At 57.3% G+C, this 25,533-nt stretch carries 23 protein-coding genes; 19 read left to right on the forward strand and 4 right to left on the reverse strand.

Annotated elements, in window-relative coordinates:
* Positions 1 to 32: 32 nt before the first annotated feature.
* Positions 33 to 668, forward strand: a complete 636-nt coding sequence (locus PPTH39_RS01985; RefSeq protein WP_095000263.1) for a DUF1345 domain-containing protein — start codon at positions 33 to 35, stop codon at positions 666 to 668.
* Between the two features lie 57 nt (positions 669 to 725).
* On the opposite strand, the gene hppD is transcribed toward PPTH39_RS01985, so the two are convergent.
* Complete coding sequence (gene hppD, locus PPTH39_RS01990; protein WP_095000264.1) at positions 726 to 1,802, reverse strand: 4-hydroxyphenylpyruvate dioxygenase; 1,077 nt, start codon at positions 1,800 to 1,802, stop codon at positions 726 to 728.
* Positions 1,803 to 2,139: 337 nt separating this feature from the next.
* Between hppD and PPTH39_RS01995 the strand changes: the two genes are divergently transcribed.
* The 3 genes from PPTH39_RS01995 to gloA all read left to right on the forward strand — a co-directional run bounded on the left by PPTH39_RS01995 (position 2,140) and on the right by gloA (position 5,353).
* The gene (locus PPTH39_RS01995; RefSeq protein ID WP_095000265.1) at positions 2,140 to 3,687 is read left to right on the forward strand and encodes an EAL domain-containing protein; all 1,548 of its coding nucleotides are present in this window, start codon (positions 2,140 to 2,142) and stop codon (positions 3,685 to 3,687) included.
* A 243-nt stretch (positions 3,688 to 3,930) separates the two neighbouring features.
* Complete coding sequence (locus PPTH39_RS02000) at positions 3,931 to 4,290, forward strand: histone-like nucleoid-structuring protein, MvaT/MvaU family (protein ID WP_095019215.1); 360 nt, start codon at positions 3,931 to 3,933, stop codon at positions 4,288 to 4,290.
* Between the two features lie 541 nt (positions 4,291 to 4,831).
* The gene (gene gloA / locus PPTH39_RS02005; RefSeq protein ID WP_095019190.1) at positions 4,832 to 5,353 is read left to right on the forward strand and encodes a lactoylglutathione lyase; all 522 of its coding nucleotides are present in this window, start codon (positions 4,832 to 4,834) and stop codon (positions 5,351 to 5,353) included.
* Positions 5,354 to 5,409: 56 nt separating this feature from the next.
* Here the strand turns inward: gloA and ahpF are convergent, their stop codons facing one another.
* The 3 genes from ahpF to PPTH39_RS02020 form a co-directional block, all read right to left on the reverse strand.
* Positions 5,410 to 6,972 carry an alkyl hydroperoxide reductase subunit F gene (ahpF, locus tag PPTH39_RS02010; protein ID WP_130871495.1) on the reverse strand — a complete coding sequence of 521 codons (1,563 nt, stop codon included), beginning with the start codon at positions 6,970 to 6,972 and terminating at the stop codon, positions 5,410 to 5,412.
* 127 nt (positions 6,973 to 7,099) lie between these two features.
* Entirely contained in the window at positions 7,100 to 7,663 is a 564-nt protein-coding gene (gene ahpC / locus PPTH39_RS02015) for an alkyl hydroperoxide reductase subunit C (RefSeq protein WP_016780891.1), read from the reverse strand.
* A 172-nt stretch (positions 7,664 to 7,835) separates the two neighbouring features.
* On the reverse strand, positions 7,836 to 8,774 hold the full coding sequence (locus tag PPTH39_RS02020) for a site-specific integrase (RefSeq protein WP_130871496.1): 939 nt from the start codon (positions 8,772 to 8,774) through the stop codon (positions 7,836 to 7,838).
* Between the two features lie 178 nt (positions 8,775 to 8,952).
* Between PPTH39_RS02020 and PPTH39_RS02025 the strand changes: the two genes are divergently transcribed.
* The 15 genes from PPTH39_RS02025 to PPTH39_RS02095 all read left to right on the forward strand — a co-directional run bounded on the left by PPTH39_RS02025 (position 8,953) and on the right by PPTH39_RS02095 (position 25,355).
* Complete coding sequence (locus PPTH39_RS02025; RefSeq protein WP_130871497.1) at positions 8,953 to 9,960, forward strand: DNA-binding protein; 1,008 nt, start codon at positions 8,953 to 8,955, stop codon at positions 9,958 to 9,960.
* A gap of 161 nt (positions 9,961 to 10,121) precedes the next feature.
* On the forward strand, positions 10,122 to 10,964 hold the full coding sequence (gene efeU / locus PPTH39_RS02030) for an iron uptake transporter permease EfeU (protein ID WP_130871498.1): 843 nt from the start codon (positions 10,122 to 10,124) through the stop codon (positions 10,962 to 10,964).
* A gap of 8 nt (positions 10,965 to 10,972) precedes the next feature.
* A complete protein-coding gene (gene efeO / locus PPTH39_RS02035; protein WP_095019948.1) occupies positions 10,973 to 12,166 on the forward strand; it encodes an iron uptake system protein EfeO in 1,194 nt (397 codons plus the stop codon).
* 17 nt (positions 12,167 to 12,183) lie between these two features.
* On the forward strand, positions 12,184 to 13,494 hold the full coding sequence (gene efeB / locus PPTH39_RS02040; RefSeq protein ID WP_130871499.1) for an iron uptake transporter deferrochelatase/peroxidase subunit: 1,311 nt from the start codon (positions 12,184 to 12,186) through the stop codon (positions 13,492 to 13,494).
* 25 nt (positions 13,495 to 13,519) lie between these two features.
* Positions 13,520 to 14,344 (forward strand): iron uptake system protein EfeO, encoded by an 825-nt coding sequence (gene efeO / locus PPTH39_RS02045; RefSeq protein ID WP_095038819.1) that lies wholly within the window; start codon positions 13,520 to 13,522, stop codon positions 14,342 to 14,344.
* Positions 14,345 to 14,822: 478 nt separating this feature from the next.
* On the forward strand, positions 14,823 to 15,836 hold the full coding sequence (gene arnC, locus PPTH39_RS02050; RefSeq protein WP_095000274.1) for an undecaprenyl-phosphate 4-deoxy-4-formamido-L-arabinose transferase: 1,014 nt from the start codon (positions 14,823 to 14,825) through the stop codon (positions 15,834 to 15,836).
* Positions 15,833 to 17,824, forward strand: a complete 1,992-nt coding sequence (gene arnA / locus PPTH39_RS02055; RefSeq protein WP_095000275.1) for a bifunctional UDP-4-amino-4-deoxy-L-arabinose formyltransferase/UDP-glucuronic acid oxidase ArnA — start codon at positions 15,833 to 15,835, stop codon at positions 17,822 to 17,824. Before arnC ends, arnA begins: the two co-directional genes overlap by 4 nt.
* A complete protein-coding gene (arnD, locus tag PPTH39_RS02060; RefSeq protein WP_130871500.1) occupies positions 17,824 to 18,708 on the forward strand; it encodes a 4-deoxy-4-formamido-L-arabinose-phosphoundecaprenol deformylase in 885 nt (294 codons plus the stop codon). Before arnA ends, arnD begins: the two co-directional genes overlap by 1 nt.
* A complete protein-coding gene (gene arnT, locus PPTH39_RS02065) occupies positions 18,705 to 20,354 on the forward strand; it encodes a lipid IV(A) 4-amino-4-deoxy-L-arabinosyltransferase (RefSeq protein WP_095019953.1) in 1,650 nt (549 codons plus the stop codon). Before arnD ends, arnT begins: the two co-directional genes overlap by 4 nt.
* Positions 20,351 to 20,695, forward strand: a complete 345-nt coding sequence (arnE, locus tag PPTH39_RS02070; protein WP_095000278.1) for a 4-amino-4-deoxy-L-arabinose-phosphoundecaprenol flippase subunit ArnE — start codon at positions 20,351 to 20,353, stop codon at positions 20,693 to 20,695. The genes arnT and arnE overlap by 4 nt, the downstream gene beginning before the upstream one ends.
* On the forward strand, positions 20,692 to 21,093 hold the full coding sequence (gene arnF, locus PPTH39_RS02075; protein ID WP_095000279.1) for a 4-amino-4-deoxy-L-arabinose-phosphoundecaprenol flippase subunit ArnF: 402 nt from the start codon (positions 20,692 to 20,694) through the stop codon (positions 21,091 to 21,093). Before arnE ends, arnF begins: the two co-directional genes overlap by 4 nt.
* A complete protein-coding gene (locus PPTH39_RS02080; RefSeq protein ID WP_095024691.1) occupies positions 21,090 to 22,448 on the forward strand; it encodes a UDP-glucose dehydrogenase family protein in 1,359 nt (452 codons plus the stop codon). The genes arnF and PPTH39_RS02080 overlap by 4 nt, the downstream gene beginning before the upstream one ends.
* 75 nt (positions 22,449 to 22,523) lie before the next feature.
* A complete protein-coding gene (locus tag PPTH39_RS02085) occupies positions 22,524 to 24,131 on the forward strand; it encodes an ArnT family glycosyltransferase (protein ID WP_130871501.1) in 1,608 nt (535 codons plus the stop codon).
* Between the two features lie 109 nt (positions 24,132 to 24,240).
* On the forward strand, positions 24,241 to 24,804 hold the full coding sequence (gene pnuC, locus PPTH39_RS02090) for a nicotinamide riboside transporter PnuC (RefSeq protein WP_095000282.1): 564 nt from the start codon (positions 24,241 to 24,243) through the stop codon (positions 24,802 to 24,804).
* Positions 24,801 to 25,355: an AAA family ATPase gene (locus tag PPTH39_RS02095; RefSeq protein ID WP_095019956.1), complete on the forward strand. Its 555-nt coding sequence runs from the start codon at positions 24,801 to 24,803 to the stop codon at positions 25,353 to 25,355. Before pnuC ends, PPTH39_RS02095 begins: the two co-directional genes overlap by 4 nt.
* Positions 25,356 to 25,533: the final 178 nt, after the last annotated feature.

The following is a 25,533-nucleotide window of genomic DNA, read 5'->3' on the forward strand; positions in this document are numbered from 1 at the left end:
GGTGCTGTATTAACTGGTAACAGGGATTGTTTATGCCGCACCTTGCCCGCACCCATCCTCGCCTTACTGTCGCCACCCTGATCGGGGTGGCAGTAGGCATCTTTGCTCCAGCCTCCACTCTGACCAGCAAATTCCTGCTGGGCTGGAATGCCGGTGTCTGGCTGTATCTGGCAATGACGCTCTGGCTGGTGATCCGTTCCAAAGCCAGTGACGTGAAAAGTACAGCCGAAGTGGAAGATGAAAACGCCAGTATGGTGTTGATCACCGTATGCATTGCTTCGATTGCCAGTCTGGCTGCCGTTACCCTTGAACTGTCAGGCAGCAAGCTCAGCGATGACGATCGCCTGATGCATTACGGTTTTACCGGGCTGACGGTGGTGGGTTCGTGGTTGATGATCGGGGTGATTTTCAGCCTGCATTACGCAAGACTGTTCTATAACAACGAAGGGACTGAGCCGGCGTTGCGCTTCCCTGAAGGGGAACTGAACCCGGACTACTGGGACTTTATGTACTTCTCTTTCACCCTCAGTGTTGCGGTACAAACAGCTGATGTGAGTATCGCTACCCGAGAAATGCGCAAGGCGGTGCTGGGGCATTCACTGCTGGGGTTTTTGTTCAACACGGCCGTGCTGGGGTTTTCGATCAATATTGCGGCGGGATTGTTTTAACCGGGCAGTTCAAAGCCCCTCTCCCTTTGGGAGAGGGGCTTTTAGTCAGCAACTCTGTTAGTCAGCGCTCAATACGCCACGACGTACCTGGTCGCGCTCGATGGATTCGAACAACGCTTTAAAGTTGCCCTCACCAAAACCGTCATCACCCTTACGCTGAATAAACTCAAAGAACACCGGCCCCATCAGGGTTTCCGAGAAGATCTGCAGCAGCAGACGCTTATCATCCGAGTCAGAGGAACCGTCCAGCAATATGCCACGCGATTGCAGGGCTTCAACCGGCTCGCCGTGATTCGGCAGACGCCCTTCCAGCATTTCGTAGTAGGTCTCAGGCGGTGCCGTCATAAAGCGCATGCCGATTTTTTTCAGGGCGTCCCAGGTCTTGATCAAGTCATCGCTGAGGAAAGCCACGTGCTGAATGCCTTCGCCATTGAACTGCATCAGGAATTCTTCGATCTGGCCTGCGCCCTTGGACGACTCTTCGTTCAAGGGAATGCGGATCATGCCGTCCGGAGCGGTCATGGCCTTGGAAGTGAGGCCGGTGTATTCGCCCTTGATGTCGAAATAACGAATTTCACGGAAGTTGAACAGCTTCTCGTAGAAGTTGGCCCAGTAAGCCATACGCCCGCGATACACGTTATGGGTCAGGTGATCGATGATCTTGAGCCCGGCACCTACCGGGTGGCGGTCTACACCTTCGATAAAGACAAAGTCGATATCGTAAATCGAACTGCCTTCACCGTAACGATCAATCAGATACAGCGGCGCGCCGCCAATGCCTTTAATGGCTGGCAGGTTCAGCTCCATTGGCCCTGTAGGGATATGCACTGGTTGTGCGCCAAGTTCCAGCGCGCGGTTGTAGGCTTGTTGCGCATTGCGCACGCGAAAAGCCATGCCACAAACCGAAGGACCGTGTTCCGCCGCGAAGTAGGACGCAACACTGTGGGGCTCATTGTTGAGGATCAGATTGATATCGCCCTGGCGATACAAGTGCACGTCCTTGGAGCGATGGGTTGCTACCTTGGTGAAGCCCATGATTTCAAATACAGGCTCAAGGGTATTGGGTACAGGGGACGCGAATTCGATGAATTCAAAGCCCATCAGGCCCATCGGGTTTTCGTATAGATCAGCCATTTTTGGCGCCTCATCATGGTCATTTTTAGAATTAACAGAGGTTATTTGCTAAGAATGCGGATGCTGGCAGGAGGCGCACAGGAGATCCCGCGTACACTGCGCGCGAGAAAATCACCGTAGATCAATTGCAACCCGAATCGCTTCATTTCGATCCATCTCTTACGCGGTAGGGCTTCTGCTCGCAGAAGTCGTTATTCTTGTATGCGTAAGCCGATTCTACATGGCGTAATCATATTTGTCCTACGCCATATGAAATTGCCCTGTGTGCGGCGCATGCCTTTACTATTGTTCTGTCAGTTTGCACCCAAGCCATCCCCACGCGTTACCAGGATCCTGCATGCCACTCACTCTGAAGCTGAGCCGAAAATGGACTGATCGCTACGCCCTGATTGTACTTAGCGGCTTGTTGCCAGTAGTACTGGGGGTTCTGATCATTGTCTGGCAGGCCAACCGGTCACTCAAACAGGAGACCACACAAACCGCCCAAGAGGCAGTGCGTCAGTTTGACTTGATGCTCGACAATGCAAAGCTTGCTGCCGATGTCGTCTTGCCGCTGGCAGGCCAGGACTGCGAGCACGTTGAACTGGCCTTGCGCGATCAGGTCACGCGCCGACCCTTCGTGCGTTCGGTTAACCTGGTGTGGGACAACCAGATTTACTGCACTTCTTTATTTGGCAATTTCAAAGAAGCCGTAACCCCCGAAAACTATGCGGGTGGTGTGTTGTGGCTGATGCCAGGCACGCTGGTGACACCCAATGACCCCGTCCTGGTTTATCGGCAAAACCAGGAAAAGCGCGGCGTGCTGATCAGTCTGTACGGTTTTCATCTGGTTAACGTTTTAGGGCTGATCAATCAGAAAACCCAATTATTGATAGAAGTTGGCGATGTATGGATTGATCGCTATGGCCTGGTGCGCAACACACCGTCACCTCATCTGCCCGTTGCTCAAGCAACAGTACCTTCAACTGATTACCCCTACCGCGTAGTCGCCGGGTTTAATGAGGGTGAAGTCTGGCGCTATGTCGCCTCGCAATACCCGGGCTTGATGGCTTTATTTATGTTCCTCGGGGTTATTTCTGCGGCGACAGTTCATCAACTCAAAAAACGCGCCACCTCCCCCACCCATGAACTGCAGCGAGCCCTGGACGCTGCCGAATTTATTCCTTACTTGCAACCGGTTGTAAGGGGCGACACCAAACAATGGGCCGGCGCCGAAGTATTGATGCGCTGGCAACACCCCAAAGAAGGGCTGGTTCGTCCCGATCTGTTTATCCCGTTCGCAGAACATTCGGGATTGATTGTGCCGATGACGCGCTCGCTGATGGAACAAACCGCACTCTTGCTGGCCCCTCATGCCAATAGCATGGAGCGCGGGTTTCACCTGGCATTCAATATTACCGCTCATCATTGCCAGAATCTCGAGTTGGTAGAGGACTGCCGGCGCTTTCTCGAAGCGTTCCCGCCAGGGCATATCAATCTTGTACTGGAACTTACCGAGCGCGAGTTGATCGTACCGAGCACCACAACCCATCAATTGTTTAGCCAGTTGCACGCACTGGGGGTCATGATTGCCATTGATGATTTTGGCACCGGCCATTCCAGCTTGAGTTACTTGCGCGAGTTCAACGTTGATTACTTGAAAATCGATCAGAGCTTTGTCGCCATGATCGGCGCCGATGCATTGTCCGGGCATATTCTGGAGAGCATTATTGAACTAAGCGCCAAGCTGGACCTGGGCATTGTCGCCGAAGGCGTAGAAACACAAGAGCAAAGCCAGTACCTGGCCGACCATGGGGTTGATTTTTTGCAGGGCTATTTATTTGCCCGGCCAATGCAACCGGTCGACTTTATCCGGGCTTTGCAGGCGCAGTTAACGACCACTTAATAATAAACAGCCGTGCAGTTTAAAAACTTTTTTCAAACTGCCCCGCGCGGGACTTGGCAGCACAAGAATTAACAACTACAATTTTTTTGTCGCGACACGAACTTTAAATGATTGCATCAACAGGCGTGCCGACCAGGAGCAACCCCCTTGGACGCACGCACTGTAAATCTTGTGCATTCCAAACCAAACATCATTAATTCGCCTCGGTCACGTACCACCGAAGCTGTGAATGGAGTAATGACTTTGTCTAGACTTGCTGAGTTTCGCGCTGCTGAAAAAGCGCTACAAGAACAGCTGGCTCAATTGGAAGCCTTGAAAAATGATGCCGGACTTAAAAAAGAAATCGAGTTCGAAGAAAAACTTCAAGCCTTGATGAAAACCTACGGTAAAAATCTTCGGGACATCATCGCCATCCTTGACCCCAACCCTGCGGCGTCAAAAGGGGCATCTGCGCCCAAGCAGCGCAAGGCGCGGGTGCTTAAGGTCTATCAGAATCCGCACACCGGCGAGCTGATAGAAACCAAAGGCGGCAACCACCGCGGTTTGAAAGCCTGGAAAGAAGAATACGGCGCAGCCACCGTGGATACCTGGCTTCGTGCATAAAGCCCGTGCACACTCTAAGCCCTGCCTGTGCAGGGCTTTTTTATCCGCACAACTTTTAAAGCTGTTTAACTAAAAGGTTCAACTTGATTCAACTTTGCTTAATCTTGGGCGGATGTTTAATGCACCACATGAAGGTGCCAGGCAGAAAAGGCACTGCCCGCTTCCGTCGTTGAATATGCCTGCATCAATAACTGCCCCGCCCGTGCGCCAACACTCAACTGACTACGGCTAAAACAGTAATACCGAGTAGGAATTATCCTGTTGTGACATCCATGCGTCCAAAAGACCGTGAACACGCCGGCGCTTCACAATTTTTTCACATCGCGGGTCACAGGATAGAGGCTGCTAAAGGACTAGCGCCCCATGCCCGCTTCGGCGGGCTTCTTTTTGCCCGTGATTTGCCCCGCAACCCAACTGCCTCCCTGCCGCAGACCGCTTGCGCCCTGAAAACGGGTTTGGCGCCAGACGTCACATTCCGTATCATTCGCCCATCACGCTCAACGTAGCGACCGATCACCTATGCATTATTTTCGGAGGGTTCATGAGCCTGCAAGACCTGAACAACATTCCCGGCGTCACTGCTTCCCCGGATAGCGCTACGCACAACTTCGTTTTCAACCACACCATGCTGCGCGTCAAGAACATCGAGAAATCCCTGGATTTCTATACCCGCGTCCTGGGTTTCTCGCTGGTTGAGAAGCGCGACTTCCCTGAAGCCGAGTTCAGCCTGTACTTTCTGGCCCTGGTGGACAAGGCGCAGATCCCGGCAGACGACGCAGCCCGTACACTGTGGATGAAGTCCATCCCCGGCATCCTGGAGCTGACCCATAACCACGGTTCAGAAACCGATGACAGCGTGGTCTACCACAACGGCAACACCGACCCGCGCGGCTTTGGCCATATCTGCATTTCGGTACCGGATATTCGTGCTGCCTGCGAGCGCTTTGAAGCTCTGAATGTGGACTTCCAGAAGCGCCTGAACGATGGGCGCATGAAATCCCTGGCATTCGTCAAGGACCCGGACGGTTACTGGGTCGAAATCATCCAGCCACAACCGATGTAAAAATCGAACGAAAAAAAACCCCATGACTGCTCATGGGGTTTTTTGTTTGCGCCCGGTTATTCCGGCGCTGAAGAACGGATCAAGTGATCAAAGGCACTCAGTGAGGCTTTGGCGCCCTCGCCCACTGCAATCACGATCTGCTTGTATGGCACGGTGGTCACGTCACCGGCGGCAAAAATGCCGGGGATCGAGGTTTCACCGCGGGCATCGACAACGATCTCGCCGCGGGGCGAAAGCTCGACAGTACCCTTGAGCCAGTCAGTGTTTGGCAACAGGCCGATCTGTACAAAGATCCCTTCCAGTTCGACCGTATGAACTTCACCGGACTGACGATCCTTGTAGCGCAGGCCGTTCACTTTCTGGCCGTCACCGGTGACCTCGGTGGTCTGTGCATTGGTGATGACCTTCACGTTAGGCAAACTGTGCAGCTTGCGTTGCAACACGGCATCGGCACGCAGCTTGGTATCGAACTCCAGCAGGGTGACATGCGCCACAATACCCGCCAGGTCAATGGCTGCTTCGACACCAGAGTTGCCGCCGCCGATTACCGCGACGCGCTTGCCCTTGAACAGCGGACCGTCGCAGTGCGGGCAGTAAGCCACGCCACGGCTACGGTATTCCTGCTCGCCGGGCACGTTCATTTCACGCCAGCGCGCACCGGTGGCCAGAATTACGGTCTTGGCCTTGAGCGAAGCGCCGCTGGCAAACTTCACCTCGTGCAACTCACCTGCCTTGCCGGCAATCAGCTTGTCGGCACGCTGCAGGTTCATGATATCGACGTCGTATTGCTTGACGTGCTCCTCAAGTGCAGTGGCGAGCTTGGGCCCTTCAGTTTCCTGAACCGAGATAAAGTTCTCGATGGCCATGGTGTCCAGCACCTGACCGCCGAAGCGCTCGGCAGCCACACCAGTACGGATGCCTTTGCGGGCAGCATAGATCGCCGCGGCAGCACCGGCCGGGCCGCCGCCGATCACCAGCACGTCAAAAGCTTCCTTGGCGCTGATTTTTTCGGCCTGACGCTCAATTGCACTGGTGTCCAGCTTGCCCAGAATCTCTTCCAGGCCCATGCGGCCCTGACCAAAGTTGACACCGTTAAGGTAAACGCTGGGTACCGCCATCACTTGACGCTCGGTCACTTCGTCCTGGAACAGGGCACCGTCAATCGCCACATGGTGAATATTCGGGTTAAGCACTGCCATCAGGTTCAGCGCCTGCACAACGTCAGGGCAGTTCTGGCAGGACAGCGAGAAATAGGTCTCGAAGTTGAACTCGCCTTTAAGGGAGCGAATCTGTTCAATTGCTTCGGCACTGGCTTTCGATGGGTGGCCGCCTACTTGCAGCAAGGCCAACACCAGCGAAGTAAATTCGTGGCCCATCGGAATGCCTGCAAAACGCAGGCTGATATCGCCGCCTGGGCGGTTCAGCGAAAACGAAGGCTTGCGCACATCGTTACCGTTATCCAGCAGGGTGATCATGCTGGAAAGGCTGGCGATTTCTTTTAACAGGTCATGCATTTCACGGGATTTCGCACCGTCGTCGAGAGAGGCAACAATCTCGATCGGCTGCGTGACCCGCTCCAGGTATGACTTCAACTGAGCTTTTAGATTGGCGTCCAACATACGGGCGATCTCCTTTGAACATGAATTTTTTACAAAAAAACGCCCGAGCGAATCTCGCCCGGGCGTTTTGAGGGCGATGCGGCTTACAACTCAGGTGCGGATCACCGCCCTTGGCTGGTTCACGGCCTTAGATCTTGCCAACCAGGTCCAGCGATGGAGCCAAGGTGGACTCACCTTCTTTCCATTTGGCAGGGCACACTTCGCCCGGGTGAGCAGCAACGTACTGAGCAGCCTTGATTTTGCGCAGCAGCTCGGAAGCGTCACGGCCAACACCGCCATCGTTCAGCTCGACGATCTTGATCTGACCTTCAGGGTTGATCACGAAAGTGCCGCGGTCAGCCAGGCCTGCTTCTTCGATCAGTACGTCGAAGTTGCGGGAGATGGTCAGCGTAGGGTCGCCGATCATGGTGTACTGGATTTTGCCGATGGCTGGCGAAGTGTTGTGCCAGGCAGCGTGGGCAAAGTGGGTGTCAGTCGACACGCTGTAGATTTCCACGCCGAGTTTTTTGAACTCTTCGTAGTTGTCAGCCAGGTCTTCCAGTTCGGTTGGGCAAACGAAGGTGAAGTCGGCCGGGTAGAAGAACACCACCGACCACTTGCCTTTCAGGTCAGCGTCCGACACTTCCACGAAGCTGCCGTTTTTGTAGGCAGTTGCTTTGAATGGTTTAACTTGGCTGTTGATGATAGGCATCGTTGACTCTCCGTCAGGGTTGAAAAGTTGATGGGGTGAATCCTAACAACACATTTCGTATCTGGCTCATTGGCAAAGCTGATGCTGACGATTGGTTTTAGCTATCAGGCGTACCTATAAATAGCCGAAAACTAAATATGATCCACCTGAACAGGTTTCAACTTGATGTCGATCAGTTGCCGATGTTTTTTTGCGCGGTGATGCTCATCCCGGTAAACGGGGTGGCTTCAACATAGCGCATGGCTGACTTTATGTCTTTCCAGCCGACGTAATTCATCAGTGACTTCAAGTCCCAGCCACTTTGATGGGCCCATGTCGCAAAACCGCGACGCAGGGAGTGACTGGTGTATTGCTCGGCCGCAATGCCCGCACGCTCCAGCGCCTGGCGCAGCAACGGGATCACACTGTTGGCGTGCAAGCCCTCCTCCCCCAGGTTGCCCCAGCGATCGATTCCGCGGAACACCGGGCCGCGGACCAACGCCGCGGTATTGAGCCATTCGATGTAGGCGCGCACCGGGCACAGTCGCAGCAGGGCCGGGGTCTGAAAGGTTTTGCCGAGGTTGTCGCGGTCACTTTTGCTGCGTGGCAGATACAAGGTAATGCCTGCCCCCTCTACAGCCTGTACATGCTCGACTTGCAGGCGGCATAACTCATCACTGCGGAATCCGCGCCAGAAGCCGAGCAGGATCAGGGCGGCGTCACGCCTTGCGCGCAGCAGCCCCAGCTGATCACCACTGGCTTGCGCCGCCAGGGCCTCAGCCTCCAACCACTCGACCACCTGCTCAAGATGCTGCAATTGCAGCGGTGCCGCCTGCTTCTCCTGCACGGGATGCAGTGCCCGAATGCCCTTGAATACCTTGCGCACCATCGGCGCCTTGGTCGGGTCGGCAAACCCCTGACTGTTGTGCCACTGGGCAATCGCTGACAGGCGCAGCTTGAGGGTGTTGATCGACAATTGCCCGGCATGAGCCACCAGATAACGCGCCACGCTATCGCTGGTGGCCGGCAGAAACCCGCCCCAGGTCACTTCGAAGTGCTCAATGGCCACCCGATAACTGCGGCGGGTGTTGTCGCGGGTCGCGGCGTTCAGGTAGCGATCCAGCTCGCTCATGGGCAGTTCTCTTGTGTGGCGTACCGAAAACAGGCCTTAAAAGCAGTTTCAAGGCTCTGGCACGGGATAATACCAGTATATCCCGTCTTATTTTTCATTAAATAACATCAATAAAATGTGCTAATCTAGTATGTAATTACATGATACATACCACAGTACATAATCGTAGGAGATGACCATGGCCCGTGGCGGCGTAAACAAGGCAGTGGTGCAAATTGCACGCACCGCGATCCTGGCTCGAGGCGAACACCCGAGCATTGATGCGGTACGTATCGAGATGGGCAATACCGGGTCGAAAACCACGATCCATCGCTATCTAAAGGAACTGGACGAAGTTGATTCGCGCCGTGGCGTGCCTCGTGAGCAAATCGATGATGAGCTGACTGAGCTGGTTGCCCGCCTCGCCCAGCGCCTGCAGGAGCAGGCACAAGAGCCCATTGACCGGGCTCAGGCGCATTACGAACAGCTCAAAGTGCAACTGCAGGCGCAGTTGAACGAAGCACAGGACGCTCGGGCACAGCTTGAGCAGCAACTGGAGATTCAGGGCACAGCACTGCAGCAGGAAAGCGCCAGTCTCGACGCCACCCGCTCCATGCTGCAAACCGAGCAGACCCGCAATGCCGCCCTGAACCAGGCGTGCAGCGACTTTGACCTGCGCCTCAAGGACCGTGACGAGCAGATTCGCTCGCTGGAAGAGAAGCACCTGCATGCCCGCGATGCGCTGGAGCACTATCGCAGCGCGACCAAGGAACAGCGCGAGCAGGATCAGCGCCGTCATGAAGGCCAGTTGCAGCAGGTGCAAATGGAACTGCGTCAGGCCCAGCAAAGTGCATTGGTACGCCAGGATGAAATCACCCAACTGCATCGCGACAATGAGCGCGTACTGAGCGAGAGCCGCGCACTGGGCAAGGAACTGAATCAGGCCAATGACCTGCAGCACAAGCTGGGCAACCAGAATACGCAGCTCAACACCCAACTCAGTCAACTGCAAAGTGAACGCACCCTGCTTCAAGAGCGCCTGCGCGTAGCCACGCAGGAAAGTGAAGGCTTGAAACAGGCCCACGCACAGATCCAGGAAAGCCAGGCAGCCCTTTCCTTGCGCGCCATAAAGGCTGAAACCGCACTGGAAAGCCTGCAGGAGCTAAAGAAGGATGCTGAACAAAGCGTGCTCACCAAAGACCAGTAGAACTACCTGACTCGATCCAGGCCCGCTCCCGCAAAAGCTGAATAGACACCCCCGTCTTCGTTCAGCAACCGTTCAGCAAATGCAATCGATTCTTGTTTGGCAATACGTATCAGTATGTTACAAATTAGCACCCTAACTAATTTGTGACGCGGTAGCCCACCATGCTGGTTCCATTTCTGATCATGCTGCGCGAAGGGATTGAGGCCGCACTTATCGTCGGCATCATTGCCAGTTATCTCAAGCAAACAGGCCGCGGGCAGTGGATGCCCGCCGTATGGGTCGGGGTGTTTCTGGCCGCCGCCCTGTCTTTGCTGGTGGGCGGCGGGCTGGAGTTGATGAGCGCCGAGTTCCCGCAAAAACAGCAAGAACTGTTCGAAGGCATCGTCGGCCTCATTGCCGTGGGCATTCTCAGCTCAATGGTATTATGGATGCGCAAGGTCGCGCGCTCGATCAAGCATTCGCTGCACACCTCCCTCGATCACGCCCTCGCCGGCTCCCGGCATCAAGTCACGGCACTGATTGCCATGGTCTTTTTTGCCGTCGCCCGGGAAGGGCTTGAAACCGTATTTTTCCTGTTAGCCGTCTTCCAGCAAAGCGAAGGCCCCGCCGCACCCCTGGGCGCCCTGCTCGGCCTGCTGCTGGCCATCGGCGTCGGCTTTGCCATTTACAGCGGCAGCATGCGCCTGAACCTGGGGCTGTTTTTCCGCTGGACCGGCCTGTTTATTCTGGTGGTCGCTGCGGGCATCCTGGCCAACTCGGTACAGGCCCTGCACGAGGCAGGCCTGTGGAACCACTGGCAAGACGTGGTCTTTGATATCAGCGCCCACTTGCCGATGGATGGCCCGCTAGGCTCCGTACTGGCTGGCATGTTCGGCTATCAGGACGCCCCCACCGTCAGCGTGCTCGGTGCGTATGTGATTTATCTGGTCGTCACGCTGGTGATGTTCTTTCGCCCGCCGGCGCCCGCCAAAACCGCACACCCTTCTTCAGTAACAAACCCATAAGGTCAAGCATGCCAACCCCTGCAAGCGGTACACCCCCACGCGCCCTGCGCTGGGCGGTGGCCGGCTCGGTGATCGTGATGATCGCAGCCGGCGGGTTGTTCTACTACGCCTCGCAACTGGCCGCGGCCAAGCGCAAGGCTCACGGCACTGAAATAACCGTGACCATCCACCCGCATAGCTGCGAACCCGACGCCCTGACTGTACCGGCCGGCTTCAACAGCTTTCGCATTATCAATGCCTCCGAGCGCGCGGTGGAGTGGGAAATTCTCGACGGCGTGCTGGTGGTCGAAGAGCGGGAAAACATTGCCCCGGGCCTGAGCCAGGTGATCAACGCGACACTCGCTCCCGGCGATTACGCCATCACCTGCGGTCTGCTCAGCAACCCCCGCGGCACCCTGCATGTGACGCCCACTGCAGCGTCCGAAGCCAGCGCCAATGCCAGGCCTACGATGGTGGCCTTTGTTGGGCCGTTGTCAGAGTTTCGGGTTTACCTGAGCCAACAGGGCAGCGCCCTGACCAGGGCTGTCGATGCCCTGTCGCAAGCCATTAGCGCCGGTGATCTGGAACAGGCGCAGGCTCTGTATACCCCCGCACGCGAGGCCTATCAACGCCTGGCGCCGGCAGCGCAACGCCTTGCCGAGCTGGACAACGCCATCAATGCTCGCGCCGACTATTTCGAAAAGCGCGAGCAGGATCCGGGGTTTACCGGTTTCCACCGCCTGGAATACGGCCTGTTTGACCAGCGCAGCACTCAAGGCCTGGCGCCGATTGTCCAGCAGCTGCAAGCCAATAGCCTGCTGCTCAAGCAACAGTTGCTTGCCCAATCGTTGCCCCCCGAACAACTGGTCAGCATCGTCGCCCGCACCCTGCACAACCTGGCGGATAACCGCGCCAACAGCGGCGAAGAGGAGCGCTACAGCCATATTGACCTCAATGGCTTTGCCGCCAACCTTGAGGCTGCGCACAAAGTGGTTGATCTGCTGCGCCCTTTGCTGCTCAAGAAAAATGCCGACCTGCTGCACACCATAGACGGTGCCAGCAGCGCGCTGGATGCCGAACTCAATGGCCTGAAAACCCCGCAGGGCTACCGCACCTACGACACCGTCAGCGCCCCGCAGCGCCAACAAATCAGCAACAAGGCCAAGGTTATGGCCGATGCACTCGATGGAATCGATCCCGCCCTCGGCCTTAGCGGCCTGTAATTGCAGACGAGACGTACATGAGCGATTCACCACACACCCCGAACGAGTTCAACCTGCAACGCCGGCGCATCCTGATGGGCATGGGGGTCGCCGGGGCGGCACTGGCTGGCGGCGCCCTGAGCTGCCCGGCCATGGCCGCCGCCAACCCGGCCAATGCTCAAGTCACCCAGGCGCCGAGCAGCGACAAGACCCAGGATCATCACGACTTTCACGGCCAGCACCAAAATGGCATTGTCACCCCGCGCCCGGCCGCCGGTATGCTGGTGGCCTTTGATGTACTGGCCACGGACCGCGAAGGTCTCGAACGCCTGCTGCGCACCCTGAATGAGCGCATCGCCTTCCTGATGAAAGGCGGCCCGGTCGCCCAGGTCGATCCCAAGCTGCCGCCAGTGGACTCGGGCATTCTCGGCCCGGTGGTCAGCCCCGATAACCTGACCATTACCGTGTCCGTGGGCGACTCCCTGTTCGATGAGCGTTTTGCCCTGGCCAAGATCAAACCCAAACACCTGAGCCGCATGCAGGGCTTCCCCAACGATGCCCTGGACCCGGCCCAGTGCCACGGCGACTTGAGCCTGCAGTTTTGCGCCAATACCGCCGACACCAATATCCACGCCCTGCGTGACATTGTGAAAAACCTGCCCGACTTGCTGCTGGTGCGCTGGAAGCAAGAAGGCACCGTACCGCCGCAAGCACCGGTCAAGCCCGGCGAGCCGGCGCAAAGTGCGCGCAACTTCCTGGGTTTTCGCGACGGCTCGGCCAACCCCGACTCCAACGACAACACAGCGATGAACCAGATTGTCTGGGTCCAGCCCGACAGTGGCGAGCCGCAGTGGGCGGTCAACGGCAGCTATCAGGCAGTGCGCATCATCCGCAATTTCGTCGAACGCTGGGACCGTACCCCTCTGCAGGAACAGGAAAGCATTTTCGGCCGCAACAAGGCCAGCGGCGCGCCCATGGACGGTGCCCGGGAGACCGATGTGCCGGATTACAGCAAGGATCCCCACGGCAAGATCACCAAACTTGACGCCCACATCCGCCTGGCCAATCCGCGTACCGCACAGACACGCAACAGCCTGATCCTGCGCCGACCTTTCAACTATTCCAATGGCGTCAACAAGAACGGCCAGCTGGACATGGGCTTGCTGTTCATCTGCTACCAGCGCGACCTGGAACAGGGCTTTATCGCCGTGCAAACCCGGCTCAACGGTGAACCCCTGGAGGAGTACCTCAAGCCTGTGGGCGGCGGATACTTCTTCACCCTGCCGGGCGTGCGCGACGAACAGGATTTTATCGGCCGCTCGCTGCTCGATGCTGCTACACGCACCTGAACCTCAACCCACCGGAAAAAGTCCCATGAAGAAGACCCCGCTCGCACTGTTCCTGGCCCTGGGCTTGCTCCACACCCCTCTGTCGGCGCTCGCTGCAACCGCGCCACTGGATTTGGTGCAACCCGTGTCCGACTACAAGATCTACGTCACCGAGCAGCTGGATGAGCTGGCCAGCAACACGCAAAAATTCACCGATGCCGTGAAAAAGGGTGACCTGGTCACGGCCAAAAAACTCTACGCCCCGACCCGCGTTTACTACGAGTCGATTGAGCCGATTGCCGAACTGTTCAGCGACCTGGACGCCTCGATCGATTCACGCGTAGATGATCACGAAAAAGGCGTCACTGCGCCTGACTTCACCGGTTTTCACCGCATCGAGTACAGCCTGTTTGCCGAGAACAGTACCCAGGGGCTCGGCACGCTCGCAGACGGCCTGAATAACGACGTCAAGGACCTGCAGACCCGCGTTGCCGGGCTGACCTTCCCGCCGGAAAAAGTCGTCGGCGGTGCTGCAGCATTGATGGAAGAAGTGGCCGCCACCAAAATTTCCGGCGAAGAAGACCGCTATAGCCACACCGACCTGTATGACTTCCAGGGCAACGTGGACGGCGCGAAAAAGATCTTCGATCTGTTCCGTGCGCAAATAGAACAGAGCGACAAGGCCTTTGCTGCCAAGGTCGACAAGAACTTCGCCACGGTGAACAGCATCCTGGCCAAGTACAAAACTGCTGACGGCGGCTTTGAGACCTATGACAAGGTCAGGGAAAACGACCGCAAGGCCCTCATCGGGCCAGTCAACACCCTGGCCGAAGATCTGTCGACCCTGCGCGGCAAGCTGGGTTTGAACTGATTCAAGGTTTCTCGCAGCGCCAACCGATGTGACTCACGTCACATATCCGCAGGTTGGCGCTGGGCTTTGCCTGCGCACTTGTTACTCATTAGTCATAAAAGCTGTGCTGAATCACTGTTCAAAATCGTTCAATCATTGTAAGAATCTTCCTGTTTAAGAAAAGTACTACTGTCAAGTCAGACAATGCTTGGGCGCTGTAAATACTTTCCTGAATAGCACCTGTCTAGCGTTTAGATAGGATGCACTGTTGACCCAACTTTTATAGGTTTTTCACAAGGACGCGTTTAACGTATGCAACAGCAACGAAAGCAATGCCCCAAGACTTTGCAACAAAATCATGTAGATAACGCTTTAGAACGACTTTACCTTTGTTAGAAACAGGCTTTACTCGTAAAGGGCCCGGATCTTTAACGCGCCCTGAGTTTGGTCGACAAAGACATGTCGTCTTGTGCCATTGAAACTGACTGGAACGAATACTTTGAAACCCTACCCAATCCAGTGTGTGTCGATCGTCATTCCGGTCTACAACGAAGAAGAAAGTCTGCCCGAGCTCTTGCGTCGCACAGAAGCCGCCTGCGCACAACTGAGCCAGGCCTATGAAATCGTACTGGTCGATGACGGCAGCCGGGACAAATCGGCGCAAATTCTCGAAGACGCTGCCGCACGTGAAGGCAGCCCCGTCGTTGCGGTTATTCTCAATCGCAACTACGGCCAGCATGCTGCAATCATGGCCGGCTTTGAGCACTCCAAGGGCGATGTGGTGATCACGCTGGATGCCGACCTGCAAAACCCGCCGGAAGAAATTCCGCGCCTGGTGGCACAGGCTGCTCTTGGGTACGACGTAGTCGGTACGGTACGCAACAACCGTCAGGACTCCGCCTGGCGCCGCTGGCCTTCACGGCTGATCAACCTGGCCGTACAACGCTCCACCGGGGTTGCCATGAGCGACTACGGTTGCATGCTGCGCGCCTACCGTCGCAGCATCGTCGACGCCATGCTCGCCTGCCGCGAACGCAGCACCTTTATCCCGATCCTGGCCAACAGCTTTGCCCGCCACACCACCGAGGTACTGGTCGAGCACGCCGAGCGCGAGCACGGTGACTCCAAGTACAGCGCCATGCGCCTGATCAACCTGATGTTCGACCTGATCACCTGCATGACGACCACGCCCCTGCGCCTGCTGAGCATCATCGGTTTCAGCATGGCAGCACTGGGCGCGGTATTCGCCATTGCCCTGATCATGTTGCGCCTGATCTTCGGTGCAAGCTGGGCCGGCGACGGTACTTTCGTATTGTTTGCGGTGCTCTTCGTGTTTACCGGCGGCCAATTTATCGGCATGGGTCTTCTGGGTGAATACCTGGGCCGCATGTACAGCGATGTACGGGCACGGCCACGGTTCTTTATTGAAAAAATCGTACGCGCCGACTCTGCAACGCCTTCCGTTACAACCAGCACCCCGACTTCCTCTACTTCGACACAGGTTCAATCATGAGTTTGAAAGCCGTTGTTTTCGCCTATCACGATATTGGCTGCACAGGCATCGAAGCCTTGCTCAATGCAGGCTACGAAATTGCTGCTGTATTCACCCATGCTGACGACCCCAAAGAAAACAACTTCTACGGTTCGGTTGCCCAGCTGTGTGCACGCAAAGGCATTCCGGTTCACGCTCCTGAAGACGCCAACCACCCATTGTGGATCGAGCGCATTCGCAAACTGAACGCCGACTACATCTTCTCGTTCTATTATCGCCACCTGCTGGGCGAAGAGTTGCTGGCAAGCGTCAGCAAGGGCGCCTTCAACCTGCATGGTTCCCTGCTGCCACGCTACCGTGGACGCGCACCGGCCAACTGGGTACTGGTAAACGGCGAAACCGAAACCGGCGTAACCCTGCACCGCATGGTCAAACGCGCCGACGCAGGCGATATCCTGGCCCAGCACCGTATCAGCATCGAGCGTTCGGACACGGCCCTGACCCTGCACGCCAAGCTTCGCGAAACCGCCGCCCAACTGCTGGCCGAAGCCTTGCCACTGCTGCCACAAGGCAAGCTCACCGAAACCCCACAAGACGAATCCAAAGCCACTTATTTTGGTCGCCGCACCCCGGCTGACGGCTTGCTGCAATGGAACCGCCCGGCTGAAGAACTGTTCAACCTGGTACGTGCCGTGACCCAACCTTACCCGGGCGCCTTCTGCGCCGTGGGTGAGCACAAGCTGATTGTGTGGGGCGCCGAAGTGGTTGCCGGCAACCAGGGCCATGCACCTGGCCAGGTCATCAGCTGCGAGCCGCTGCGGATTGCCTGCGGCACAGACTCGCTGGTCATCACCGCAGGCCAGCGCAACGATAACGGCCTGTACCTGAGCGGCCCGCAACTGGCCCGCGAGCTGGGCCTGGTAGAAGGTTCGCGCCTGCGAGGCAGTGAGTCCGGTCGCCCGGCACGCCGCACCCGCGTGCTTATCCTTGGGGTTAACGGCTTTATCGGCAACCATTTGTCCGAGCGCCTGCTGCAGGACGACCGCTACGAAGTCTACGGCCTCGATATCGGCTCCGATGCTATCGATCGCCTGCGCAGCCACCCCAACTTCCACTTTGTGGAAGGCGATATCAGCATCCACACTGAATGGATCGAATATCACATCAAGAAGTGCGACGTGGTCCTGCCGCTGGTGGCCATCGCGACGCCAATCGAATACACCCGCAACCCGTTGCGCGTGTTCGAACTGGACTTCGAAGAGAACCTCAAGCTGGTGCGCTACTGCGTCAAGTACAACAAGCGCGTGATTTTCCCGTCCACGTCCGAAGTGTATGGCATGTGCCAGGACAAGAACTTCGACGAAGACACCTCCAACCTGATTGTTGGCCCGATCAACAAACAGCGCTGGATCTACTCGGTCTCCAAGCAACTGTTGGATCGTGTTATCTGGGCTTACGGTACCAAGGGCCTGAAATTCACCCTGTTCCGTCCGTTCAACTGGATGGGCCCACGCCTTGACCGCCTGGACTCGGCACGGGTTGGCAGCTCACGCGCCATCACCCAACTGATCCTGCACCTGGTGGAAGGTACCCCGATCCGTCTGGTTGACGGCGGCGAACAAAAGCGCTGCTTCACTGACGTGGCCGATGGTATCGAAGCCCTGGCGCGCATCATCGACAACAAGGATGGCAAGTGCGACGGCCAGATCATCAACATCGGCAACCCGGACAACGAAGCAAGTATTCGTCAACTGGGCGAAGAGTTACTGCGTCAGTTCGAGGCGCATCCGCTGCGTGACAACTTCCCGCCGTTTGCCGGTTTCCGTGATGTTGAAAGCCAGTCGTTCTACGGTACCGGTTACCAGGACGTCAGCCATCGCAAGCCAAGCGTGGAAAACGCCCGCCGCCTGATTGACTGGACCCCGACCACCGAGCTGAGCGAAACCATAGGCAAGACCCTGGACTTCTTCCTGCGTGAAGCCATGGTAGAAATCGCGGAAAAACGCTGATGCAAGCTGGACTGCGTATCGATGTCGACACGTACCGCGGCACCCGAGAGGGGGTGCCGCGGTTACTCGAACTGCTCGACGAAGCTCAGATCAAAGCGACGTTTTTTTTCAGCGTGGGGCCGGACAACATGGGCCGCCATTTATGGCGGCTGATCAAGCCCCGGTTCTTCTGGAAAATGATGCGCTCCAAGGCGGCCAGCCTTTATGGCTGGGATATTTTGCTGGCTGGCACCGCCTGGCCTGGCAAACCGATCGGCAAGGATCTGGGGCACCTGATGCGCCAGACCCTTGCCGCCGGGCATGAGGTCGGCCTGCACGCCTGGGATCACCACGGTTGGCAGGCCAATACCGCGCGCTGGAGCGAGACGCAGCTGATCGAGCAGATCCGCCGGGGTGTCGACACCCTGAGCGACATCACCGGGCAAGCCGTCGAATGTTCGGCGGCCGCTGGCTGGCGTGCCGACGAGCGCGTGGTCCGGGCCAAGGAAACCTTTGGTTTTCGCTACAACAGTGATTGCCGCGGGCACAGCCTGTTTCGGCCAAGGTTGGCCGACGGCAGGCTGGGGGCGCCGCAAATCCCTGTGGACTTACCCACATTCGATGAAGTGGTCGGGCCCGAGCTCAGTGCCGCCGATTTCAACTCATTCATTCTTGACCGCTTCAGCCCGCAAAAGCTGAATGCGTACACCATCCATGCTGAAGTAGAAGGGATTCTTATGGCCAATGACTTCCGTCAATTACTGGCGCAGGCCCGTGCCCGTGACATTCATTTCCAACCCCTGCGGGAGTTGCTGCCCGCCGACCTCGAGAGCCTGCCCGCCGGGCAATTGAGCCGTGGCGTGCTGGAAGGCCGTGAAGGCTGGTTGGGAGTGCAGAAGCCATGACTTCACGCTGGACAATACCGCTGCTGGTTCTGGCCTTTATCGCCTTTTACCTGTTGCCATTGGGCACCCACGGCTTGTGGATCCCGGACGAAACGCGCTACGCACAGATCGGCCAGCAAATCCTGATCGACGGTAACTGGGTCACCCCGCACTTTATGGATTTGCGTTACTTCGAGAAGCCGATTGCCGGCTACTGGATGATTGCCATCGGCCAGGCCATTTTTGGCGAAAACCTGTTTGGCGTGCGCATTGCCTCGGCCATCGCCACCGGTTTGAGCGTGTTCCTGGCCTATGCCGTGGCCCGTCGCCTGTGGAACGATCCGCGCAAGAGCTTTGCCTGCGCCCTGGTGTACATGACCTTTGGCCTGATTGCAGGCCAGGCCGGTTATTCCAACCTTGATCCGCAGTTTACCCTGTGGGTCAACCTGAGCCTGGTGGCGCTGTGGTTTGCCGTCGACAGCAGCTCCAATCGTGATCGCCTGATCAGTTGGGCGGTACTGGGTTTTGCCTGCGGCATGGGCTTTATGACCAAGGGTTTTCTGGCTCTGCTGCTGCCGGTACTGATCGCTCTGCCCTACATGCTCTGGCAAAAGCGCTTTCTGGAACTGGTCAAGTACGGCCTGGTGGCCATGCTGGTGGCGGCCATTGTCTCGCTGCCGTGGGTGTTGGCAGTACACGCCCAGGAGCCTGACTACTGGCGCTTCTTCTTCTGGCACGAGCATATCCGCCGTTTTGCCGGTGACGATGCCCAGCACGGTCGCCCATGGTGGTTCTACCTGCCGCTGCTAGTGGTTTCCAGCCTGCCTTGGGCAGCGTTGTTGCCGGTGGCCTTCAAGGACGCCTGGAGCAACAAACGCCATGCAAGCATTGTGTTCGTGCTGCTATGGCTGCTGCTGCCACTGGGGCTGTTCAGCCTGAGCAAGGGCAAACTGCCAACCTACATCATGCCGTGCATGTTGCCGTTGGCACTGCTGCTGGGCCACGCAATGATGCAACGGGTTGAACAGGCCAAAACCTGCGCCCTGCGCTTCAATGGCGCGGTCAACCTGATCGGCGGCAGTGCGGCATTGCTGGCCCTGGTGTATTTCCAGGTCAAACAGCCCTTCTATGACAACGAACCGCTGCATATGGCCCTGCTGGTCGTGGTGCTGCTGACGTGGATCATTACCGGCCTGCTGACACTGACCAAACCTCTGAAAATGTGGGCTGCGCCGGCACTGGCCATGGGTGTTCTGGTACTGGTACTGCCAGCCGCCATGCCGAGCAGCGTGGTTCACAACAAAATGCCTGACCAGTTTGTCCTGGAACATATGGATGAGCTGTCCCGGGCCAAGACATTTCTGAGTAACGACCTGGGCGCAGCGTCTGCTTTGGCCTGGCGTCTGCGCCGACCTGACGTGACACTTTACAACACCCAGGGTGAGGTCAAGTACGGCCTGACCTACGACGATGCCAAAGGTAAAAGCATTAGCCTGACCGAAGTTGGCCCGTGGATGGCTGAAGCTCGCCGCAAAGGCCCGGTCGGTGTGGTAATGCGGGTCAAGGACAGCGATGAGAGCCATGAAATGGACGAGTTGCCCAAAGACGCCAAGCGCTATGACGAAGGCAATATGGTGATTCTGATTTACCCGCAGATTGCTCCATGACCCTGACGCTATTGCTGTTGGCCTGTCTGTTGACCTGTGCTGGCCAGATCGCCCAGAAATACGCGGTCGAAGGTTGGCGCGGGGTTGACACCGGGGTGGCGCAAAAACTGCGCTCCCCCTGGTTATGGCTGGCACTGCTATGCCTCGGCCTGGGTTTGCTGGTGTGGTTGCTGGTACTGCAACGGCTCGAGGTCGGGGTTGCTTACCCGATGCTCAGCCTAAATTTTGTACTGATCACCCTGGTGGCCCGTTATCTGTTTAAAGAAACCATCGACCTGCGCCATTGGCTGGGCGTTGGGCTGGTAATAGCCGGGGTGGTTTTACTGGGGCAACACGCATGAGCCTGTACCGTGGCTTTGCCTTTGCCTCAGGCAGTGTACTACTGGTCAGCGGCGCCCAACTGGGCATGCGCTGGAGCATGACGCGGTTGCCGCAGCCCGCCCAATGGCTTGAAGCGTTCAGCCAGGGCAGTGTCTCGCTCCCGGCGTTGGCCATGGTAGTTGCCGCCATTGTCGCGTATGCACTGTCGATGCTCTGCTGGCTGCTGGCCCTGCGCGATTTGCCCTTGGGCCGCGCCTATTCGCTGCTAAGTGTCAGCTATGCATTGGTCTACCTGCTGGCTGCCAGCCTGCCGATTTTCCATGAAAGCTTCACCCTTTCAAAAACCCTCGGTGTGACGCTGGTCATTCTTGGGGTGCTTGTGATCAATTCTCGACGTACTTCCGGAAACAGCGCATGAAAATCAGTGTATTTGGTAGTGGTTATGTAGGCCTGGTGCAGGCGACGGTTCTGGCGGAAGTCGGCCATGACGTCATCTGCATGGACATTGACCAGAAAAAGGTCGAGTCGCTGCAACAAGGTCACGTCAGCATTTTCGAGCCCGGGCTTTCAGCCTTGGTGCGTGAAAACCTCGAGAGCAAGCGCCTGCGTTTTACCAGCGATGAAAAAACCGCTGTCGAGCACGGCGAGGTACTGTTTATCGCCGTGGGCACGCCTCCGAGCGAGGACGGCTCGGCTGATCTTGGCCAGGTGTTCTCCGTGGGTGACGCCGTTGCCCGCCACCGCAAGGAGCCGCTGATCCTGGTCGAGAAATCCACCGTGCCCGTAGGCACTGGCGACGCGCTGACCGCCCATATCAACAAGGCCCTGGAGCAGGCCGGACGCTCGCTGCAATTTGACGTGGTGTCCAACCCGGAATTCCTCAAGGAAGGCTCGGCCGTCACTGATTGCCGCCGCCCGGACCGCATCATCATTGGCTGTGCCCGTGAAGAAGTGCGTGAAGTCATGCGCGACCTGTACGCGCCGTTCAACCGCAACCATGACCGGATCATTTTCATGGACCTGCGCAGCGCCGAGCTGACCAAGTACGCCGCCAACTGCATGCTGGCGACCAAGATCAGCTTTATCAACCAGATCGCCGAACTGGCCGAGCACCTTGGGGCCGACATCGAAGCCGTGCGCCTGGGCATTGGCGCCGACCAGCGGATTGGCTATCACTTCATCTACCCTGGCTGCGGCTATGGCGGTTCGTGCTTCCCCAAAGACATGCGCGCGCTGATCCACAGTGCCCAGCAGGTCAATTGCTCCAGCGATCTGCTGCAAGCGGTCGAAGCGATCAACGAGCGGCAGAAGCACAAGCTGTTCGAACGCATCAACGCGTTTTTCAAGGGCAACCTTGAAGGCAAGACCTTTGCGTTGTGGGGCCTGGCATTCAAACCCAATACCGATGACATGCGCGACGCACCCAGCCGCGTATTGATGGAGGCCCTGTGGGCTGCGGGTGCCAATGTGCGCGCTTTCGACCCCGAAGCCATGCAGGAAACCCAGCGCCTTTACGGCGATGAAGCGCGCCTGAGCCTGATGGGCACACCGGAATCTACCCTTAATGGCGCCGACGCATTGATCGTCTGCACCGAGTGGCAGCAATTCAAGGCGCCGGACTTCGACCTGATCAAGCAACGCCTGAGCGCGCCGGTGATTTTTGACGGGCGCAACCTGTATGACGGTGAGCGCCTGGCCAAGGCCGGCTTGCAGTACTTCCCGATGGGGCGTGGCGAGTCGTGCAACTTGCCGGTCGGGTCAACAACCCTTTGATGATTCAGCAGCGCCGCCATTGGCAACAATGGCGGCGTTTTTTTTGTGCGTCCCGATGAGACAAGGAAACTCGACATGCGTGCCGATTTCACCTCCCCCGCCCTGCTCACCTTGCGCAGGCAATCGCTGATTCTGGGCGCGCTCGCCTTGCTGCTGTTTATCCTGGGCAACCATCAAGAGGCCGCGATTGGCTTTGATTCGCGCTTTGTCATGTTCGCCAATGAAATGCTGCGTCACGGCCCCGGTTTTTTCCCGACCACCTACGGCCAGCCTTACGCGGACTACAGCGCAACCTCGACCCTGCTTACCTGGCTGCTGTCCCTGCCCTTTGGCAAAGTCACCAGCCTGACAGCTTGGCTACCTACGGCCATTGCCAGTGCAAGCATTGTGACCTTGATGTATCGCCTGGTAGCGGCGCAATCGCGCACCTGGGCGCTGGTCAGCGTGGCACTGCTGTTGCTGAGCATGACTTTTATCACCGAAACACGTGCGGTATCGCTTGACCAGATGCTGGCAGCGCTCAGTTTCAGTGCCTTCTACCTGGCTTACGCCCACGATCACTTTGCGGCACCACGCCGTCATTTCTGGCTGTTGGCCCTGCTGGTACTGGGTTTTGCCGTGCGCGGGCCGATCGGCCTGGTCATTCCCAGCGGTATCCTGTGCAGCTATTACCTGCTTAATGGCCAGTGGCGGCGCCTGATCAGCTTTGGCCTGCAAGCGCTGGTCTTGCTGATCCTGTGTATTGGCACGTTATTGATGCTGGCCTGGATCAGTGGCGGTGAGGCTTTTGTACATGAAGTCATCCGCATGCAAGTGACAGGACGCATGGATGGAACCGAAGGCGCCAGCGGCGTGCTGTATTACTTCACCAGTTCCATGGGCAATTACGCGCTGGCTTATCCGCTGGCCGTTTTGGTGCTGCTGGCGATCCTGATTACCGGGCGTAAGCCGTCGGGGCCAGCCTTGCAACTGGTCAAGTACTGCGTTGGTGCAGCCCTGATCGTGATGATCGGCCTGTCGATTCCCCAGGCCAAAAAGGCCCGTTACCTGCTGCCCATGTTACCGATGGCTGCGATTATTGCGGCCTACCCGTTCCAGGTCATGCACGGGCGGGTCTTTGCTGGCCTGCGCGGCTTGATTCAGGGGTTGTTCCTGCTGCTGCCGGGTTTACTGATTATCGGTCTGCTGGTTGTACGCAAGCGTTTTGGTGAAGAGTTGCCACCCTTGACCGTCATATTCGTGGCCCTGGCCGTTCTTCAGGTTCTGGCCGTTGGCGTACTGTTCAAAGCCCAATGGCGTGTTGCGGGGCTGGCAACCTGTGCGGTGCTGGCGATGTGGAGCAGCTACATCATGGTCTTCGAACCTGCAGAGCGCAGCCTTTACGATACGCGTACCTTTACCCTCAAGGCCATGCAACTGATCGAGCAGGCTCCGGCCCCAGTAGTACTGCATGGCATGGGCAAGGACGCCAAGGCGATCAAGTTCATGGTTAACGTGGATCGTGATCTGCTACCGCTGTTTACCCAGTCATCCGCTGAACTGGCAGCATTGCCGGCTCCGGCCTGGATCATCATGGATCGCAAGGACTATGAGGCCTTGCAAGGCAGTGACCTGGGTAATATTGCCCCGACGCTGAGCGGTCGTTTCGACAAGAACGACTATGTGTTGCTGCATCGGCCTTGATCCTGTGGGAGCGGGCTTGCCCGCTCCCACAACTACGGCAAAACGCCAGAGCACAAACAGTGCGCCTGCAGGTACAATCCCCGCCCTTCTCTCTCCCCAAGGAATCCCAATGTCAGGGCTTGAACTGTTTGCCGCCGCACTCGGCGTCATTGCTGTCTGGTTGACAGTCAAACAGAACCCCTGGTGCTGGCCCATCGGTCTGGTGATGGTGCTGCTCTACAGCTGGATCTTCTTCGAGATCAAACTGTATTCAGGCATGCTCTTGCAGGTATTTTTTGCCCTGTTGCAAGTCTATGGCTGGTGGCAGTGGACACGCGCAGGGGCACAGCATGAAGGCCGTGTCGTCAGCCGGTTAAGCCCATTGCAAGTGCTGGGCGGGGTGATTGCAGGCGCCATCGGCAGCGTGGTTCTCGGCGCCTCAATGGCCCATTGGACCGATTCCACTTTCCCCTGGTCAGATGCCACGCTGACAGCCTTCAGTCTGGTTGCCCAATTATGGATGGCGCAAAAACGCCTGCAGTGTTGGGCATTGTGGTGTGTCATCGATGTGCTTTATATCGGCTTTTTTGCCTGGCAGGACCTGTACTTCACCGCCGGCCTGTACGCGTTGTTTACCCTGATAGCCATTCAAGGCTGGCGTGACTGGCGCCGCGACCCGGCGCTGCGCACATGAAGGTGGTCGTTCTGGCGGGGCCGGAGTCGAGTGGCAAGAGCTGGCTCGCTGCGTTATTGCAGCAGCGCTTTGGCGGCACCATGGTGGGCGAGTATGTGCGCTACTTTATCGAGCAAAACCCTCGCGAGACCTGCCTGGCCGATATTCCGGACATCGCTCTCGGGCAGCTTCGCTGGGAAGACGAAGCGCGCGCCCAACAACCCGCGCTGCTGATTCTGGATACCCATTTACTCAGCAATATCCTCTGGAGCCAGACCCTGTTTGGTGACTGCCCACAGTGGCTTGAAACTGAACTGCTCAAGCGCCACTACGACCTGCATTTGCTGCTGTCCCCCGACGATGTGGAGTGGACCGCTGACGGTCAACGCTGCCAACCCTCACTGGCGGAACGCCAGGCGTTTTTTGCGGCCAGTCTTGACTGGCTCACCGATCATCAACAAACCGTACAAGTGATAACCGGCGACTGGCAGGCCCGGCAACAGCATGCCTGCGCCGCAGTCGAACAATTAATGGGTAGTCGGGAAACTTGCTCAGACAGTATTAGTCCATAAGTTAGGTTGTTTACAACAAACAACTGGCAAGCGAGTTACTTAATGCTTTCAGCTTCTTGCCAATGTCCGTTGCTGTTACATGAAAATTTCGTGAAGCCTCTAAAACATTGGTTTGAGGGACGACTTTGCGAAATTGTAAGGTTAACGAGACACCCCCCTGCCCCACGTAATGTCCAGC

The sequence above is a fragment of the Pseudomonas bubulae genome, from assembly GCF_900618535.1.
Lineage (GTDB): Bacteria > Pseudomonadota > Gammaproteobacteria > Pseudomonadales > Pseudomonadaceae > Aquipseudomonas > Aquipseudomonas bubulae.